The sequence below is a fragment of the Ruegeria sp. CDSC051 genome (genome assembly GCF_059610665.1).
In genome coordinates, this window is record NZ_JBXWOC010000005.1 from 95,836 (window position 1) to 111,028 (window position 15,193).

The window sequence follows — 15,193 nt, forward strand, 5'->3', positions numbered from 1 at the left end:
CCCGGCCTCCTTAAGATTTCTGGAACATGGCAAGCATGCGCCGAGTTACGAGGAAGCCACCGAAGATGTTGATCCCGGCCATGAATACGGACAGAGCCGCCAGCAGAATAACCAGGAACGACCCGGATCCGATCTGCATCACTGCGCCAACGATGATGATCGACGAGATCGCGTTGGTAATCGCCATCAGAGGCGTGTGCAGGCTGTGCGCGACGCCCCAGATCACCTGGAATCCCACGAAGATCGCCAGCACAAAGACGATGAAGTGCTGCATGAAGCTGGCCGGAGCAATCAGACCGATCAACAGCATTAGCGCACCGCCGATACCCAGCAAGGTGAACTGCTGTTTGGTTTGCGCCTTGAAGGCCGCAACTTCCTGCGCCTTTTTCTCCTCCGGGGTCAGCTCCCTGACCTCAGGCTTTTTCTGAGCGGCAATCGCCTGAACTTTCGGCGGCGGTGGCGGGAAGGTGATTTCACCTGCATGCGTCACGGTTGCGCCGCGGATCACGTCGTCTTCCATGTCATGGTTGATCTGACCGTCCTTTTCAGGCGTCAGGTCTGTCATCATGTGACGGATGTTGGTTGCGTAAAGCGACGAAGACTGTGCCGCCATCCGGCTTGGGAAATCGGTATAGCCGATGATGGTCACGCCATTATCGGTCACGATCTTCTCGTCAGCAACGGTCAGCTTGCAGTTGCCGCCTTTTTCCGCCGCAAGGTCCACGATCACCGAACCCGGTTTCATCGCTTGGACCATGTCCTTGGTCCAAAGCTCGGGCGCTTCGCGGTTGGGGATCAACGCGGTGGTGATCACGATGTCCATTTCCGGAGCAAGCTCGCGGAACTTGGCCAGCTGTGCCTCGCGGAATTCATCGGACTGAACACTCGCGTAACCGCCGGTTGCCGCGCCGTCCTGCTGGTCTTCTTCGAAGTCCAGATAGACGAATTCGGCGCCCATGGATTCAACCTGCTCCGCCACTTCGGGGCGTACGTCGAACGCATAGGTGATCGCACCCAGAGAGGTCGAGGTGCCAATGGCGGCCAGACCGGCCACGCCGGCACCTACGATCAGAACCTTGGCAGGCGGTACTTTACCAGCAGCCGTCACCTGACCGGTGAAGAACCGGCCAAAGTTGTTACCCGCTTCGATCACCGCGCGGTAGCCCGCTATGTTGGCCATCGACGACAGAGCGTCCATCTTCTGGGCACGACTGATACGCGGCACCATTTCCATGGCGATCACGTTGGCGCCCTTGGACTTGGCGGCCTCCATGCCCTTTTCATTCCCTGCGGGGTTGAAGAACGAGATCAATGTCTTGCCCTTGGCAAGACGCTTCAGCTCGGTTTCATTTGGCTGACGTACCTTGGCGACGATGTCGGCGGCTTTCCACAGCGCCGCCGCGGTTCCGATAACCTCGACACCCGCCTCTTTATATGTGGAGTCCGAGAACCCGGCCGCAGCGCCGGCCCCTTTCTCGATCAGGCACTCATACCCGAGCTTTTGCAGTTGACGGGCTGAATCCGGAGTCATCGCGACCCGGTTCTCACCGTCAAATGTTTCCTTTGGCGTTCCAATCTTCAACGGCGCGTCCCCCTAATTTTCGGTCAGTTCGCAAGGATAGTTGGCATTCTATCTGAAGAACCAGTTTTACCTGCGCAAGATTATTTCGCAAGCGCAGCATTGTTACGTCGTGTAAAATCCCGTCCACCTCAGATCCAGCGGCGGGTTTGCCTTTCATATCTGGCGAAATCCGTGCGAAAGGCACGGCGCATACGGCTTTCTTCCGGCACAATAAACCTGCGTTCCAAAATCCAGACAAAAACAGGCAACAACACCAAGGACAGCACCGCGTCGAAACGCAGAATCATGCCGGCCAGAATAAGTACATCGCCAACGTAGATCGGATTGCGGCTGCGCTTGAAGATACCTGTTTGAACCAGACTCGATGGAGTTTCATGCGGCAGGACGGTCGTTCGATGCCGACGAAACTCGGCAATCGCCAGCACGACAAGAACGACGCCGCCCCCGATCAGAAGGCCGCTGAGCAGGTCGGTAAACCCGCTGGCCAGCGACAGACCGAAGGACGCATAGGTCGCCTGCAGCCAGGCGAGAACAGCAAAGGCCACCAACCAAGCGGGCGGAATGTCGAGTTTGCGCTTCATGCTTGTTCCTCTGATCCTGCGGTATGGATGTCGCATTTGTCGGGGTATGTACCGCTTTGCATCCACGAAAGCAAAACCACAGTTGGTCGCATCTGTGCATTTTCGGCCGAACGCGTAGACACGGCAGAACTGATCAGATAGCCCTTTAGTCAGACATTTGTCAGAATTCTGCACAGGACCTCCATGACTGATTTCGCTGCAACCAAAGCCATGTTCGATCTGCCGAATGGAACCATTTATCTGGACGGCAACTCGCTTGGCCCATTGCCACGTGCTGCCGCCGAGCGGGTGAGTGGAATGATGACACACGAATGGGGTCAAATGCTGATCACCGGTTGGAACAAGGCCGGGTGGATGGGGCTTCCGACCGGGCTTGGCGACCGTATCGGGCGGTTGATCGGGGCGGAACCGGGTACCATCGTGACCGGCGATACCCTGTCGATCAAGGTCTATCAGGCTGTTGCCTCGGCGCTGGAGCTTTGCCCCGACCGCAAGGTTGTGCTGTCTGATAACGGCAATTTCCCTTCGGACCTTTATATGGTCGACGGCCTGCTGCGTTCACTCGGATCGGAATACGAATTACGGGTGGTCGCACCCGAGGAAGTTTCCGAAAACATCACCAAAGACGTCGCGGTTCTGATGCTGACCGAGGTCGATTACCGGTCTGGCCGGATCCATGACATGAAGGCGCTGACGGAACAGGCCCATGCGAACGGCACAATAACCGTTTGGGATTTGGCCCATTCCGCAGGGGCGATCCCGGTTGAGTTGTCCAGCTGCAATGCGGATTTTGCCGTTGGCTGCAGCTATAAGTATCTGAACGGAGGCCCTGGCGCGCCGGCGTTCATCTATGTGGCGCCCCGCCATGCGGATCGCGTGCGCCCTGCATTATCCGGGTGGCTGGGCCATGAAGCCCCGTTCACGTTCGACCTAGATTACCGCCCCGGACAGGGTATCGAGCGGATGCGTGTCGGCACACCTCCGATCATCCAGATGACCGCGCTGTCTGCGGCGATGGACATCTGGGACATGGCCAACATCAAAGACGTGCGCGCCAAGTCAATCGAACTGACCGAGCTGTTTATTTCGGGCGTCGAGGCCACCTGCCCTAACCTGAAACTGGCCAGCCCCCGCGACCCTGCGCAGCGTGGCAGTCAGGTCTCATTCCGTTTCGCCGATGGCTATGCCGCAATGCAGGCCTTGATCGCGCGCGGCGTGATCGGTGATTTCCGCGCCCCGGACATCATGCGCTTTGGGTTCACCCCGCTTTATATCGATGAGCAGGATGTAAAAGGCGCGGTGGACATTCTGGCCGACATCATGACCAACCGGTTATGGGACGCACCGGAATACAAAGTCAGACAGCGGGTTACCTGATTTCCAACGCTGCACCAATCATGGCGGCAAGGTTCGAGTTCATCCGGTCGAATTCTTGAAAATCCGTCGCGCTGATTTTGTTTCCCCGCAGCGCAGAGGCAATGGTCTCCGCAGTTTCTCTTGCGCCATCAAACAAACGGGCACGATCATTCGACGCTTCTTTCTGTAGCCACCCGGTATATAAAGATTGCAGCCGGGCCTCGCCCTGCGTGATGATATCCGAGGCCAGCGACTTTCCTGCATCTAACAGTTCCATCCCGTGTGGAGAGGACATGATCTGAGCCATACCATCGGTCTGCACGTGGATTGCCTGGCCGATGATCTGCGAAACCGAGCCGTCTGCCTGCAGGGCTTTCGCAACGGCTTCGATCTTCTCCTCATAGTGCAACTCGGTGAGTCTGCGCAGGATCGCCTCTTTGTTGTCGAAATACAGATACAATGCCGGGCGCGAGATCCCCACGCCCTTTGCGATTTCATCCATCGACGTCTTTTTAAAGCCGTAAGCCGCGAATGCCTTACGCGCCGAATCGAGTATGGCAAGGCACTTTGCGTCTAGCACGAAATCTCTCATCTGAACCTTTTGACACTTTTCACTCAATTTGTCAGTTGACACTCTGACACTCACACCCATTTATGTCAGAACGTCACTAAATGCCAAGAGGGAGACGCAGCCATGACGGCCAGCTTAAAGATAAATGGGACGTCATATGAGGTCGATCTACCCGAGGATGTCCCCCTTTTATGGGTTCTGCGCGACGAGATCGGACTGACCGGCACCAAGTTTGGCTGCGGGGTTGCGGCATGCGGCGCCTGTACCGTTCATATAGACGGAGAAGCCGTGCGCTCTTGCCAGGTTGCCTTGTCCGATGTCTGGGGTGACGTCACCACAATCGAAGGTCTGGGCAGCCCGGATGCGATGGCCAAGATACAGCAGGCCTGGGTTGACCATCAGGTTGCGCAATGCGGTTATTGCCAATCGGGTCAGGTCATGCAAGCCGCCGCGCTATTGGCCGAGAACCCCAGCCCCACGGATCAGGACATAGACGATGCGATGCAGGGCAATCTGTGCCGCTGCGGCACCTATCCCCGTATCCGTGCCGCGATCCATGACGCAGCCTCAAGACTGAAGGAGGCATAAGCGATGGCTTCCGTAGGAAAAATTCTTCGCCGCACGTTTCTTATCGGCTCAGCCGCCATTGTTGGCGGCGTCGCGTTTGGCGCCTATTATGTCAGCCGCCCGGCAGCCAACCCGCTGAAGCCGGGCGATGGGGAAACCGCGCTTAGCCCGTTCATCCTGATTGATCAGCAGGGCGTTACCCTGTTCGCGCCACGTGCCGAGATGGGACAGGGCGTAATGACCACTTGGGCAGCCCTAATTGCCGAAGAACTGGACGTCGAATTGGACGATATCCGGGTCCTTCACGGGCCTGCGGCAGCCGCCTATTACAACTCGGCCATTTTGGGTGAGAGCCTGCCGAACAAGGGATATGACATCTCGAATTTCCAGCACAATCTGGCACAGTCGCTGGGCGTTCTGGGCAAGGTTGTCAGTCTGCAGGTCACAGGCGGCTCGACCTCGATGCGCGATGGGTTCGAACGCATGCGGGAAGCCGGGGCAACAGCCCGAGAAACGCTGAAACAAGCAGCGGCTGATCGTCTGGGCGTGGAGCGTGACCAGTTGAAGACCGAAAACGGCGCCGTGATCGCGCCGGACGGGACGCGCATTCCCTATACCGAACTGGCTGAGGCCGCCGGGCAGATCGAACCCATGCAGGTCGAGCTGCGCGATCCCTCAGACTGGCGTTTGCTGGGACAGAACCTGCCGCGTGTCGATGTGGTCGGCAAATCCACGGGCACGGCCGAGTTTGGCATTGACGTGCGCCCCGAAGGTCTGAAATTCGCCTCGGTCCGGATGAACCCGAAACTGGGCGGTGCGATGAACGGCTTTGACGCCAGCGCTGCGGAATCCATGCCCGGCGTGGAAAAGGTGGTCGATCTGGGCAACGGCGTGGCCGTTATTGCCAATAACACCTGGCTGGCCATTCAAGCGGTTGAGGCAATAGACGTCGATTGGGCCGACGCCCCCTACCCGCCGGATACTGACGGTATATTCGCAAAAATTGCCGAGGCGTTTGACGACTCGCCAAATTCGACAATGCGCGACGATGGCGATGTTGAAACCTTGCCCGAAGGGGCCACCGAAATTACCGCTGAATATCAGGTACCCTATCTGGCGCATTCCACGATGGAGCCCATGAACGCCACCGCGCTGTTCACTGGTTCCAACCTCGAGCTGTGGTGTGGCAACCAGGCGCCGACCTTCCTTCTGACCCGCGCTGCAAACACGGCGAATCTGGATAAAGAAGCGGTCGAGATTCACACCACCTATCTTGGGGGCGGATTTGGTCGTCGCGGAGAACTGGATTTCATCGAAATCGCAACCAAAGTTGCCATGGCCATGCCCAATACTCCGGTCCAGACCACCTGGAGCCGCGAGGAGGACATGCGCCATGACTTCTACCGGCCCGGTGCACTGGCGCGGATGCGTGGCGCAGTCAAAGACGGCAAGGCGGTTTTGATCGACGCCAGAGTTGCATCGCAATCCTGCACGCAACAGGCCGTGGAACGCATATCGGGCTTGCCCGGCGCTGGCCCCGACAAGGTCCTGGTCGAAGGTCTTTTTAACCAACCCTATGCCGTGCCGAACTACCGCGTCAGCGGCCACATCGCCGATCTGGATGTACCTGTCGGGTTCTGGCGCTCGGTCGGCAATAGCCATAACGGGTTCTTCCACGAGACATTCATGGACGAGCTGGCCCTGGCTGCCGGTCGCGACCCGCTGGAGTTCCGTCTTGAGCTGGCCCAAACCGAGCACGCGCCGTCGGCAGCTGTCCTGCAAGCCGTCAAGGAAATGTCAGGTTGGACGGGTGAAACGCCTGCCGGTGTTGGTCGTGGCGTAGCAATGACCTACAGCTTTGGCACCCCGGTAGCGCAGGTGATCGAGGTGGTCGATGAGGACGGCACCATTCGCATCGCAAAGGCGTGGATTGCCTGCGATGTGGGTCTTGCTTTGGATCCGGGAACGGTCGAAGCGCAGATGTTCAGTGGCATGATCTATGGCCTGTCAGCAGCCGTGATGGGTGAGATCACCTTCGCCAACGGTGAGGTCGAGCAATTTAACTTCCCCGACTATGACGCGCTGCGAATGCATAACGCCCCGGTGACCGAGGTTCGTATTCTGGAAACCAACCGCCATCTGGGTGGTGTGGGCGAGCCGGGAACGCCTCCGTCGATGCCAGCGCTTGGCAACGCCCTGTTCGACCTTACCGGCAAGCGCGCCCGCAGCTTGCCGTTGATCAATCAATTCAATCTGCTGGTTTGATAGCAGAGCGCCGGTCCCTTCAATCAGGGCCGGCGGAGGGACTCAGGCGGTTTGTTTAACCAATCCCGATCGCACTCCTGCGGACCAGTCGCGTGCCGCATCGCCAAACGCCTCAAAAAGCGGCCGCGAGACAGGGTCATTGACCGCGTCCCATTCCGGGTGCCATTGCACCGACAGGGTGAAACCGGGCGCGTCCTGCACATAAATCGCCTCGGGCGTGCCGTCTTGTGCAGCGCCGTCAATCACAATGCGATGTCCAACCGTTTTGATCCCCTGCCCGTGCAGCGTGTTGGTCATCACCTCGGCAGCGCCCATCAACCGATGAAACACGCCCCCCTCGGTCAGGCTGACCACATGGCGCAGGGCAAATTTTTCTTCCAACGTGCCGTCGGGTGGCATCCGGTGGTTCATTCGCCCCGGCAAATTCCGGATTTCTGGATAAAGTGTTCCGCCCATGGCCACGTTGACCTCCTGAAAGCCGCGGCAGATGCCGAAAAAGGGCTGCCCTCTTTCGACACAGGCCCGCACCAAGGGTAACGTGATCGCATCGCGAGCCCGGTCGAAATCACCGTGCGCTTCGGTTGCGGGTTCGCCATATTCCTCGGGGTGAACATTGGGACGCCCCCCTGTCAGCAGGAAACCATCACAGACCTCAAGCAGTTCCTCGACACAGACATACCGCGGGTCGGCAGGGATCAGCATCGGCAAGCAACCCGAGACATTGGCCACCGCGTCCGAGTTCATCGTGCCGCCAGCATGAGTCGGATATTGATCGTTCATCAAATATGAATTGCCGATGATACCGACGACAGGTCGAGCCATTATTCTTTCCTAGTTCTTTCCGCACGTTCCGGGAAAGGTATCGACAGGGTCACAGGCGCGCAATAGCACATAGCCTGTGTGTCAGCGCAAGTCTCTGTTCACCCCTGCACAACAAGGGGCCTGATCGGACCACCGCCGAATAGGCCCTATTCGCTTTGCGCGCCGCTTGTGCCTCGTAAAGATCGGAGAGCCTTTGCCAGCTCTCCGAGTTCACCAAAGGTCAAACTTCGCCAGTCAGCCCGGCCGCTTCGATCCCGGCCATGGCAGCGATGGCGTCGTTATCCGACGTGTCGCCGGTCACACCGACTGCGCCGATTACGGCACCTTTTCGGTCACGCAGCAGAACACCGCCCGGAACCGGCACGACCTGACCGCCATAAACACCGTTTACGGCGGCCATGAAATAGGCCTGCGCCTCGGCGCGTTGCATCTGGGCTGTGCCCGCCATCCCCAGCATGACCGAGCCATAGGCCTTGCCCTGCGCAATCGCAAAACGACCAGGGGCAGCACCGTCTTCACGCTCAAACGCGATGACGTGGCCACCAGCATCAAGAACGATGACCGAGAGGGGTTTCAGCCCCAACTCGCGCCCTTTTTCAAGGGCTTTGCGGATAAGGGTACGGGCTTTGCGCAAAGAAATTACCATATTCGATCCAGTCATTTCTGTTGGGTTAAAGGCTGGCTTTCATCTCCAGACGGCGGGCGTGCAAGACAGGTTCAGTATAACCCGAGGGCTGAACACGGCCTTTGAAAACCAGATCACAGGCCGCTTGGAAGGCGATGCCGTCGAAACCGGGAGCCATTGGGCGATACGCCGGATCGCTATCATTCTGCCGATCGACCACTACGGCCATTTTCCGCATCGCGGCCATGACTTGCGCCTCATCGACAGTGCCATGATGCAGCCAGTTGGCCAAGGCCTGAGACGAAATCCGGCAGGTAGCACGGTCTTCCATCAGGCCAACATCATTGAGGTCCGGCACTTTCGAACAGCCAACGCCTTGATCGACCCAGCGAACCACATAGCCCAGGATGCCTTGCGCGTTGTTTTCGATCTCACGCGCAATCTCATCATCGCTGAGGTTTCGGCCGCCCAGCAAAGGCAAAGCCAGCAGATCATCCAGCGTTCCACGTGCGCCACCGGCAGCCAATTCGTCCTGGCGCTCTAGGACGTTGACCTTATGATAATGTGTTGCGTGCAGTGTCGCGGCAGTCGGCGACGGCACCCAGGCGCAAGTTGCGCCCGATTTCGGGTGACCGATCTTGGCGTCCAGCATGTCTCCCATACGGTCGGGCATCGCCCACATGCCTTTGCCAATCTGTGCCTTGCCCTTCAAGCCACATGCCAGACCGATATCAACATTGCGATCTTCATAAGACGCAATCCACGGCGTGTTCTTGATGTCGCCCTTGGGCAGCATTGGTCCTGCCTCCATCGAAGTGTGGATTTCATCCCCGGTCCGGTCCAGAAAGCCGGTGTTGATGAAGGCCACGCGCGATTTGGCGGCGCGGATACATTCCTTGAGGTTCGCCGAGGTGCGGCGCTCTTCATCCATAATACCGAGCTTTACGGTATTCCGCGGCAGGCCGAGGATGTCCTCAACCATATCGAAAATTTCGACGGCAAAGGCAACCTCTTCAGGTCCGTGCATCTTAGGCTTTACCACGTAGACCGAACCAGTGACCGAGTTGCCGCCATCGCGCTGCAGGTCGTGCATCGCAATCAGAGTGGTACACAGCGCGTCCATCAGACCTTCGCCGATCTCGCGCCCTTCGGCATCCAGAACGGCGGGGTTGGTCATCAGGTGCCCCACATTGCGGACCAGCATCAGCGACCGGCCCTTAAGAACACCAGCGCCACCGTCCGCCGCGGTAAAAGTCAGGTCATCGGCCAGTTTGCGTGTAAAAGTCGTGCCGCCTTTGCTGACCTCTTCGGTCAGATCACCCTTCATCAGGCCCAGCCAGTTGCCATAGGCAACCACCTTGTCCTCGGCATCCACACAGGCGACTGAATCTTCGCAGTCCATGATCGTCGACAGCGCCGATTCAAGATGCACGTCAGCAATACCGGCCGGGTCGGTGGCGCCAATGGTGCTGGAAGCGTCAATCACGACTTTGACATGCAGACCGTTGTTCTTCAGCAGAACAAAGTCCGGGTTTTCAGCGGCACCGCCAAAACCCACAAACTGCGCTGGATCTGCCAGCGCGGGCACCAGAACCCCATTTTCAACGCGCAGTTCTGACATTTCAGCCCACGATCCGCTGGCCAGCGGGGCGGCATCGTCCAGAAACGCTTTGGCCCAAGCAATCACGCGTGCTCCGCGCGCATCATCATAACCACCACCGACGGGAAGATCGCCCATCGCGTCGGTGCCATAAAGCGCGTCATACAAGCTGCCCCAGCGCGCATTCGCAGCGTTCAGTGCAAAACGCGCATTGGTAATAGGAACCACCAGCTGAGGACCGGGAATCAACGCGATCTCGGGATCGACATTGTCGGTTTCGATCTGAAAATCCCCGCCTTCAGCCACCAAATAGCCGATCTCGCGCAGGAAATCCTGATAGGCGGCAGCATTATGCGGCTGGCCATTGTTTTCCAGATGCCAGGCATCGACGCGCCCCTGGATATCGGCCCGCTTTGCCAAAAGTGTACGGTTCTTTGGGCCCAACTCGTGAACCATTTGCGCAAGCCCGTTCCAGAAGGTGTCAGCCGCAACCCCTGTTCCAGACAGAGCATGCCCTTCTATGAATTCGGTCAGAATCCCGTCGACCTTGAGTCCGCTCCGCATCTGTCTGCTGCTCATGCCACATTCCCTCGTATGTACGCCGTTGTATACAGGCCCCAATTAGGGCGGATATTTCCGATAGGCAACATGTCTTGGTCAGTTTGGGTCTTTGGTCGTCAGGCCACGTCGACATCGACAGATGCTTATCGCCTATTGAGCAAGCTTACTTGCACCGCTTGCAGCCCATCGCAGCAACCCATAACGTCGCGCCTGATACCAACCCATTCGAGGCCACCGATGCGCGACGCAGCCCCCACGACGATCTATCTGAAAGACTACACTCCGTTTGGTTATCTGGTGGACAGCGTACATCTGACCTTTGATCTGGCCCCAAATGCGACCCGAGTGACTTCGCGCATCGCCTTCCGGCCCAATCCTGATGCCTTAGACCGTCAGTTTTTCCTGCATGGTGAGCAACTGAAACTGATCCGTGCTACTGTTGACGGGGTTGAGATCACTCCAGACGTCACAGAGACCGGCCTGACGGCGGTTGTTCCCGACGCGGCATTTGTCTGGGAAGCCGAAGTCGAAATCGACCCAGGCAACAACACTGCGCTTGAGGGGCTCTACATGTCGAACGGCATGTATTGCACCCAATGCGAGGCCGAGGGGTTTCGCAAGATCACCTTCTATCCCGACCGGCCCGACGTGATGTCGATCTTCACCGTACGCATTAATGGCGCGTTGCCGGTTCTGCTGTCGAACGGCAACCCGACCGGCAAGGGGGATGGCTGGGCCGAATGGAATGACCCCTGGCCCAAACCCGCCTATCTGTTCGCCCTTGTCGCAGGCGACCTGATTACACATCCCGGTCAGTTCACAACCAAATCGGGCCGCGAGGTTGAACTGAACCTGTGGGTGCGCCCCGGCGATGAGGGAAAATGCGCCTTCGGTATGGAGGCGCTGAAGAAGTCGATGAAATGGGACGAGGACGTCTATGGCCGCGAATACGACCTGGATGTCTTTAACATCGTCGCCGTCGATGATTTCAACATGGGGGCGATGGAAAACAAGGGTCTGAACATTTTCAACTCGTCCGCCGTGCTGGCCAGCCCTGAGACATCCACCGATATGAATTTCGAACGGATCGAGGCGATCATCGCGCATGAGTATTTCCACAACTGGACTGGCAACCGCATCACCTGCCGCGACTGGTTTCAGCTGTGCTTGAAAGAGGGTCTGACAGTGTACCGCGATGCGCAGTTCACCTCGGACATGCGCTCGGCCCCGGTTAAACGTATCCACGATGCCATCGACCTGCGGGCGCGCCAATTCGCCGAGGATAACGGCCCGCTTTCACATCCGGTAAGGCCAGAGAGCTTTCAGGAGATCAACAACTTCTACACCGCGACGGTCTACGAAAAAGGCGCCGAGGTGATCGGAATGCTGAAACGTCTGGTAGGTGACGAGGCCTATGCGCAGGCGCTGGAGCTGTATTTTGATCGGCATGACGGTCAGGCCTGCACCATCGAAGACTGGATCAAGGTGTTTGAAGACACCACAGATCGCGACCTGACCCAGTTCAAACGCTGGTACAGCCAGTCTGGCACCCCGCGCGTATCGGTGACCGAAGATTGGACTGATGGCATCTACACCTTGACGCTGAAACAGCGCACCGACCCGACCCCCGGACAGTCAGATAAACTGCCGCAGGTTATCCCGGTTGCGGTCGGGCTGATCGGCGCGAACGGGGATGAAACCATGCCCACAACCATTCTGGAGTTCACGCAGGAAATCCAAAGCTTTGCTTTCGAATACACAGTAGAAGGCTGGCGTTTGCAGGGTTGCGAAGGACCGGAACGCGTGTCCGGTGCCAATCCGCCCAAACCCACGGCCTCAATCCTGCGCGATTTCTCGGCCCCCGTGATTCTGGAACATGACCAGAGCAGCGCTGAGCGAGCCTTTTTGCTGGCTCATGACAGCGACCCGTTCAACCGCTGGCAAGCAGGGCGATCTTTAGCCGAAGACACGCTGATCAAGATGATCTTGACGGATGCGGCACCGGAAACGGATTATCTCAATGGCATCCTCGCCGTATTGCGCGACAGCGATCTTGACCCGTCTTATCGCGCCTTGATGCTGGGGTTGCCGTCCCAATCTGAACTTGCTGCGATGATGCATGAACAGGGTGTCACGCCCGACCCGATGGCCATTTGGACCGCTGTTGAAACGCTGCGGCAGGTAACGGCCCAGCACGTTCAGGATCTGCTGCCCCGCCTGCATAGCGAAACCAGCATCGAAGCAGCCTTTAGCCCGGACGCAGAACAAGCCGGCCAGCGGGCTCTGGGTGGGGCCGCATTGGCGTTGACCTCACGGTTGGACGGGGGTGCAAAAGCGGCCGAGGATTATCAGCGCGCCGATAACATGACCCTTCAGCTTTCGGCTTTGTCCTGCCTGTTGCGTGCGGGCAAAGGGGAACAGGAACTGAACGCGTTTTATGACCGGTGGCAAGATGACCGGCTGGTGATGGACAAATGGTTCGGCCTGCAGGTGGCGATGTCAGCCCCGGCAGAGACTGCAGATATCGTAAGCCACCTGACCGGGCATCCGGATTTCAACTGGAAGAACCCGAACCGTTTCCGGGCTGTTCTGGGGGCATTGGCGACGAATCACGCCGGTTTCCACCGTGCTGATGGAGCTGGTTATTCTCTGCTGGCGGACTGGCTGATCAAACTGGATCCGGTCAATCCGCAGACTACGGCGCGGATGTGTTCGGCTTTCCAGACGTGGAAGCGCTATGACGCAGATCGCCAGGCCCTTATCCGCACCCAGCTGACCCGCATCGCCGAAACGCCAGACCTTTCACGGGACACGACCGAAATGGTGACGCGCATCCTGAACGCATGACCCCCTATTCCTATACACGGCATAACAGGTCACCGCAGGTCATCGCCATTCTGCTGTCGGTCTATTCCGCGCTGGCTGTGTTGGTCATCGCCTTTGATGCCGTCTGGTGGCTGATTGGCCTGCTGGCCCTGTTCACCCTGCCCGCATTATGGGACTTTGCACAAAACACCCGTTCGGGGCTCCGGCTGGATCAGGATGGGCTGCAGTGGTTCTCGGGGCGGCGCGAGGCTGGCGTAAGATTGAGCGAAATCGACCATGTGCGTCTGGATACACGCTGGGATTTCTCGGTGCGCATGTCGCTGGTGCTGACCTCGGAAAAGCGGATTCGCCTGCCCGATGAGTCGACCCCTCCGCATAAGAAACTCGAGACCCGCCTGAAAGAGGCTGGTCTAAAGGTTGAACGGCATCATTTCGGCCCATTTTGAAACGATCCCGAGCCTCAGGGCGCATTGACCGGAACAAAGCGACAATAAGACGGTTGTAGCTTGAATTTGAGCCAAATAGAGGCCAGTCTCTAAAGCTAGGTTACGATTTTTTTTGTTTCGAGTGTAAGCATGTTCCGGTTTCTGATGGCCCAAAAGGCCCGCGTTCCACATCCACCCTTGAAAATTGCGTCAGATTTCGACGCCGCCGATGCAGTGCTGGCCGCTGCTCTGCCAGATCAGGGTTCGGTAAATATCCCCGTCGCAAATGTCTCGGCCGATGAACTGATCGGTCAGGACGTCATCGAACTTGGCCGCGATCTGGCCCGCCAGGATCGGTGGGCAGACCTTTCTGCAAAGATGCGTGCCGCCGATGACGCGCGCGAAACTGCGCCCGATGGGATGCCAATCGCGGATTTGCTGGCATTCGGCGCTCGGTCCGATGTAGTGCTGGCGGTCGAACACGCTCTTTCCGATTATCGGGCATTGTCAGACTATGATCTTCTTGGCGGAATTTCTGAGCTAGAGGATGAAATGCGGGCGCATGAGGATGATCCGATGATCGCCCTTGTTGTGGCTATGGCGCATATTGACCTGGCCTGGGCGTGGCGCGGCACTGCGACAAACGCAGTTCTTCCCCCCTTGCACCGGTCTCGCTGCACCGCCCATTTCGACCGCGCGGCCGATATCCTGCCAAAATGCCGCGAAGCCGCACCCAACAATGCGCTGGTTGCAGCTGTTGGCTGTGCTCTGCTGGCAGGTCAGCGCAAGTCCAATCTGCGCGTGGCTGATCAGTATGAACAATTGATTACGTTGGACCCGCATAACCAACGCCATATGCGTGCAATGGGCACTCATCTGCTGCCACGCTGGTTCGGCAGCTATGAAGAGCTTGAGGTTCAGGCCCTGCGCAATGCAGCCCGTACCCATGACCTTTGGGGCGCCGGTGGCTACACGTGGGTCCAGTTTGATGCCATCGCCCTGGACGACGAAGCCTGCGCACGGCTGGATATCGAATATTTCCTGCAGGGTTTGCACGATATTCTGCGCAACCGCCCCGATCAGCAGATGGTCAATATGCTGGCTGCCTATTGTGCGATAACCATCCAGAACGGCCTTGGGGGGAATGAAAAGGCCGACGCGGTGCGCGCTCAGATCCACGACGCGGCCAACTGGCTGATCCGTGATCACCTGACCGAACTGCATCCGCTGATCTGGGCCCATGCGGCACAAGGGTTCAATAACTCGGTCCGCATCAACTCGCCCGAACGGTTTGCAGCCCGCGGGCACCGCGATGCGTTGCGGGCAATCGGTGACCTGTTTCGTGAGGAACTGCGCAGTGGCATGGATGTGACCTTTACTCCGACAGGGTTGCACCTGTCCGGACACTGATT

Annotated in this window: 12 protein-coding genes; 6 read left to right on the forward strand and 6 right to left on the reverse strand. The window is 58.2% G+C overall.

The genetic code is table 11. From position 1 onward, the window contains the following. Positions 1-10: 10 nt before the first annotated feature. Complete coding sequence (locus AC2FH0_RS13160) at positions 11-1,582, reverse strand: Re/Si-specific NAD(P)(+) transhydrogenase subunit alpha (RefSeq protein WP_496708795.1); 1,572 nt, start codon at positions 1,580-1,582, stop codon at positions 11-13. Positions 1,583-1,710: 128 nt separating this feature from the next. Further along, positions 1,711-2,163 carry a methyltransferase family protein gene (locus AC2FH0_RS13165; RefSeq protein WP_496789530.1) on the reverse strand — a complete coding sequence of 151 codons (453 nt, stop codon included), beginning with the start codon at positions 2,161-2,163 and terminating at the stop codon, positions 1,711-1,713. Positions 2,164-2,346: 183 nt separating this feature from the next. Between AC2FH0_RS13165 and kynU the strand changes: the two genes are divergently transcribed. Next, the gene (kynU, locus tag AC2FH0_RS13170) at positions 2,347-3,540 is read left to right on the forward strand and encodes a kynureninase (protein WP_496789532.1); all 1,194 of its coding nucleotides are present in this window, start codon (positions 2,347-2,349) and stop codon (positions 3,538-3,540) included. Here the strand turns inward: kynU and AC2FH0_RS13175 are convergent. Next, positions 3,533-4,111, reverse strand: a complete 579-nt coding sequence (locus AC2FH0_RS13175; RefSeq protein ID WP_142634953.1) for a TetR/AcrR family transcriptional regulator — start codon at positions 4,109-4,111, stop codon at positions 3,533-3,535. The two genes, kynU and AC2FH0_RS13175, sit on opposite strands and share 8 nt — an antisense overlap. A 102-nt stretch (positions 4,112-4,213) precedes the next feature. Between AC2FH0_RS13175 and AC2FH0_RS13180 the strand changes: the two genes are divergently transcribed. Then, the gene (locus AC2FH0_RS13180) at positions 4,214-4,678 is read left to right on the forward strand and encodes a (2Fe-2S)-binding protein (protein ID WP_496690871.1); all 465 of its coding nucleotides are present in this window, start codon (positions 4,214-4,216) and stop codon (positions 4,676-4,678) included. Positions 4,679-4,681: 3 nt separating this feature from the next. Continuing rightward, positions 4,682-6,922, forward strand: a complete 2,241-nt coding sequence (locus AC2FH0_RS13185; RefSeq protein ID WP_496789534.1) for a xanthine dehydrogenase family protein molybdopterin-binding subunit — start codon at positions 4,682-4,684, stop codon at positions 6,920-6,922. 42 nt (positions 6,923-6,964) lie between these two features. On the opposite strand, the gene AC2FH0_RS13190 is transcribed toward AC2FH0_RS13185, so the two are convergent. The 3 genes from AC2FH0_RS13190 to AC2FH0_RS13200 all read right to left on the reverse strand — a co-directional run bounded on the left by AC2FH0_RS13190 (position 6,965) and on the right by AC2FH0_RS13200 (position 10,548). Then, a complete protein-coding gene (locus tag AC2FH0_RS13190; RefSeq protein ID WP_496701703.1) occupies positions 6,965-7,744 on the reverse strand; it encodes a gamma-glutamyl-gamma-aminobutyrate hydrolase family protein in 780 nt (259 codons plus the stop codon). 220 nt (positions 7,745-7,964) lie between these two features. After that, positions 7,965-8,390, reverse strand: coding sequence for a GlcG/HbpS family heme-binding protein (locus AC2FH0_RS13195; RefSeq protein ID WP_271950308.1), 426 nt, complete (start codon positions 8,388-8,390; stop codon positions 7,965-7,967). A 25-nt stretch (positions 8,391-8,415) separates the two neighbouring features. Next, the gene (locus AC2FH0_RS13200) at positions 8,416-10,548 is read right to left on the reverse strand and encodes a malate synthase G (protein ID WP_496789535.1); all 2,133 of its coding nucleotides are present in this window, start codon (positions 10,546-10,548) and stop codon (positions 8,416-8,418) included. Between the two features lie 219 nt (positions 10,549-10,767). Between AC2FH0_RS13200 and pepN the strand changes: the two genes are divergently transcribed. The 3 genes from pepN to AC2FH0_RS13215 all read left to right on the forward strand — a co-directional run bounded on the left by pepN (position 10,768) and on the right by AC2FH0_RS13215 (position 15,191). Further along, the gene (gene pepN / locus AC2FH0_RS13205; protein WP_496789537.1) at positions 10,768-13,377 is read left to right on the forward strand and encodes an aminopeptidase N; all 2,610 of its coding nucleotides are present in this window, start codon (positions 10,768-10,770) and stop codon (positions 13,375-13,377) included. Then, complete coding sequence (locus AC2FH0_RS13210; RefSeq protein WP_496789539.1) at positions 13,374-13,802, forward strand: hypothetical protein; 429 nt, start codon at positions 13,374-13,376, stop codon at positions 13,800-13,802. The genes pepN and AC2FH0_RS13210 overlap by 4 nt, the downstream gene beginning before the upstream one ends. Positions 13,803-13,931: 129 nt before the next feature. Continuing rightward, complete coding sequence (locus AC2FH0_RS13215; protein WP_496789540.1) at positions 13,932-15,191, forward strand: hypothetical protein; 1,260 nt, start codon at positions 13,932-13,934, stop codon at positions 15,189-15,191. Positions 15,192-15,193: the final 2 nt, after the last annotated feature.

Coding starts and splice junctions, on each gene's coding strand:
- AC2FH0_RS13165 (WP_496789530.1), bottom strand. CDS start 2,163: ATGAAGCGCAAACTCGACATTCCGCCCGCTTGGTTGGTGGCCTTTGCT.
- kynU (WP_496789532.1), top strand. CDS start 2,347: ATGACTGATTTCGCTGCAACCAAAGCCATGTTCGATCTGCCGAATGGA.
- AC2FH0_RS13175 (WP_142634953.1), bottom strand. CDS start 4,111: ATGAGAGATTTCGTGCTAGACGCAAAGTGCCTTGCCATACTCGATTCG.
- AC2FH0_RS13180 (WP_496690871.1), top strand. CDS start 4,214: ATGACGGCCAGCTTAAAGATAAATGGGACGTCATATGAGGTCGATCTA.
- AC2FH0_RS13185 (WP_496789534.1), top strand. CDS start 4,682: ATGGCTTCCGTAGGAAAAATTCTTCGCCGCACGTTTCTTATCGGCTCA.
- AC2FH0_RS13190 (WP_496701703.1), bottom strand. CDS start 7,744: ATGGCTCGACCTGTCGTCGGTATCATCGGCAATTCATATTTGATGAAC.
- AC2FH0_RS13195 (WP_271950308.1), bottom strand. CDS start 8,390: ATGGTAATTTCTTTGCGCAAAGCCCGTACCCTTATCCGCAAAGCCCTT.
- AC2FH0_RS13200 (WP_496789535.1), bottom strand. CDS start 10,548: ATGAGCAGCAGACAGATGCGGAGCGGACTCAAGGTCGACGGGATTCTG.
- pepN (WP_496789537.1), top strand. CDS start 10,768: ATGCGCGACGCAGCCCCCACGACGATCTATCTGAAAGACTACACTCCG.
- AC2FH0_RS13210 (WP_496789539.1), top strand. CDS start 13,374: ATGACCCCCTATTCCTATACACGGCATAACAGGTCACCGCAGGTCATC.
- AC2FH0_RS13215 (WP_496789540.1), top strand. CDS start 13,932: ATGTTCCGGTTTCTGATGGCCCAAAAGGCCCGCGTTCCACATCCACCC.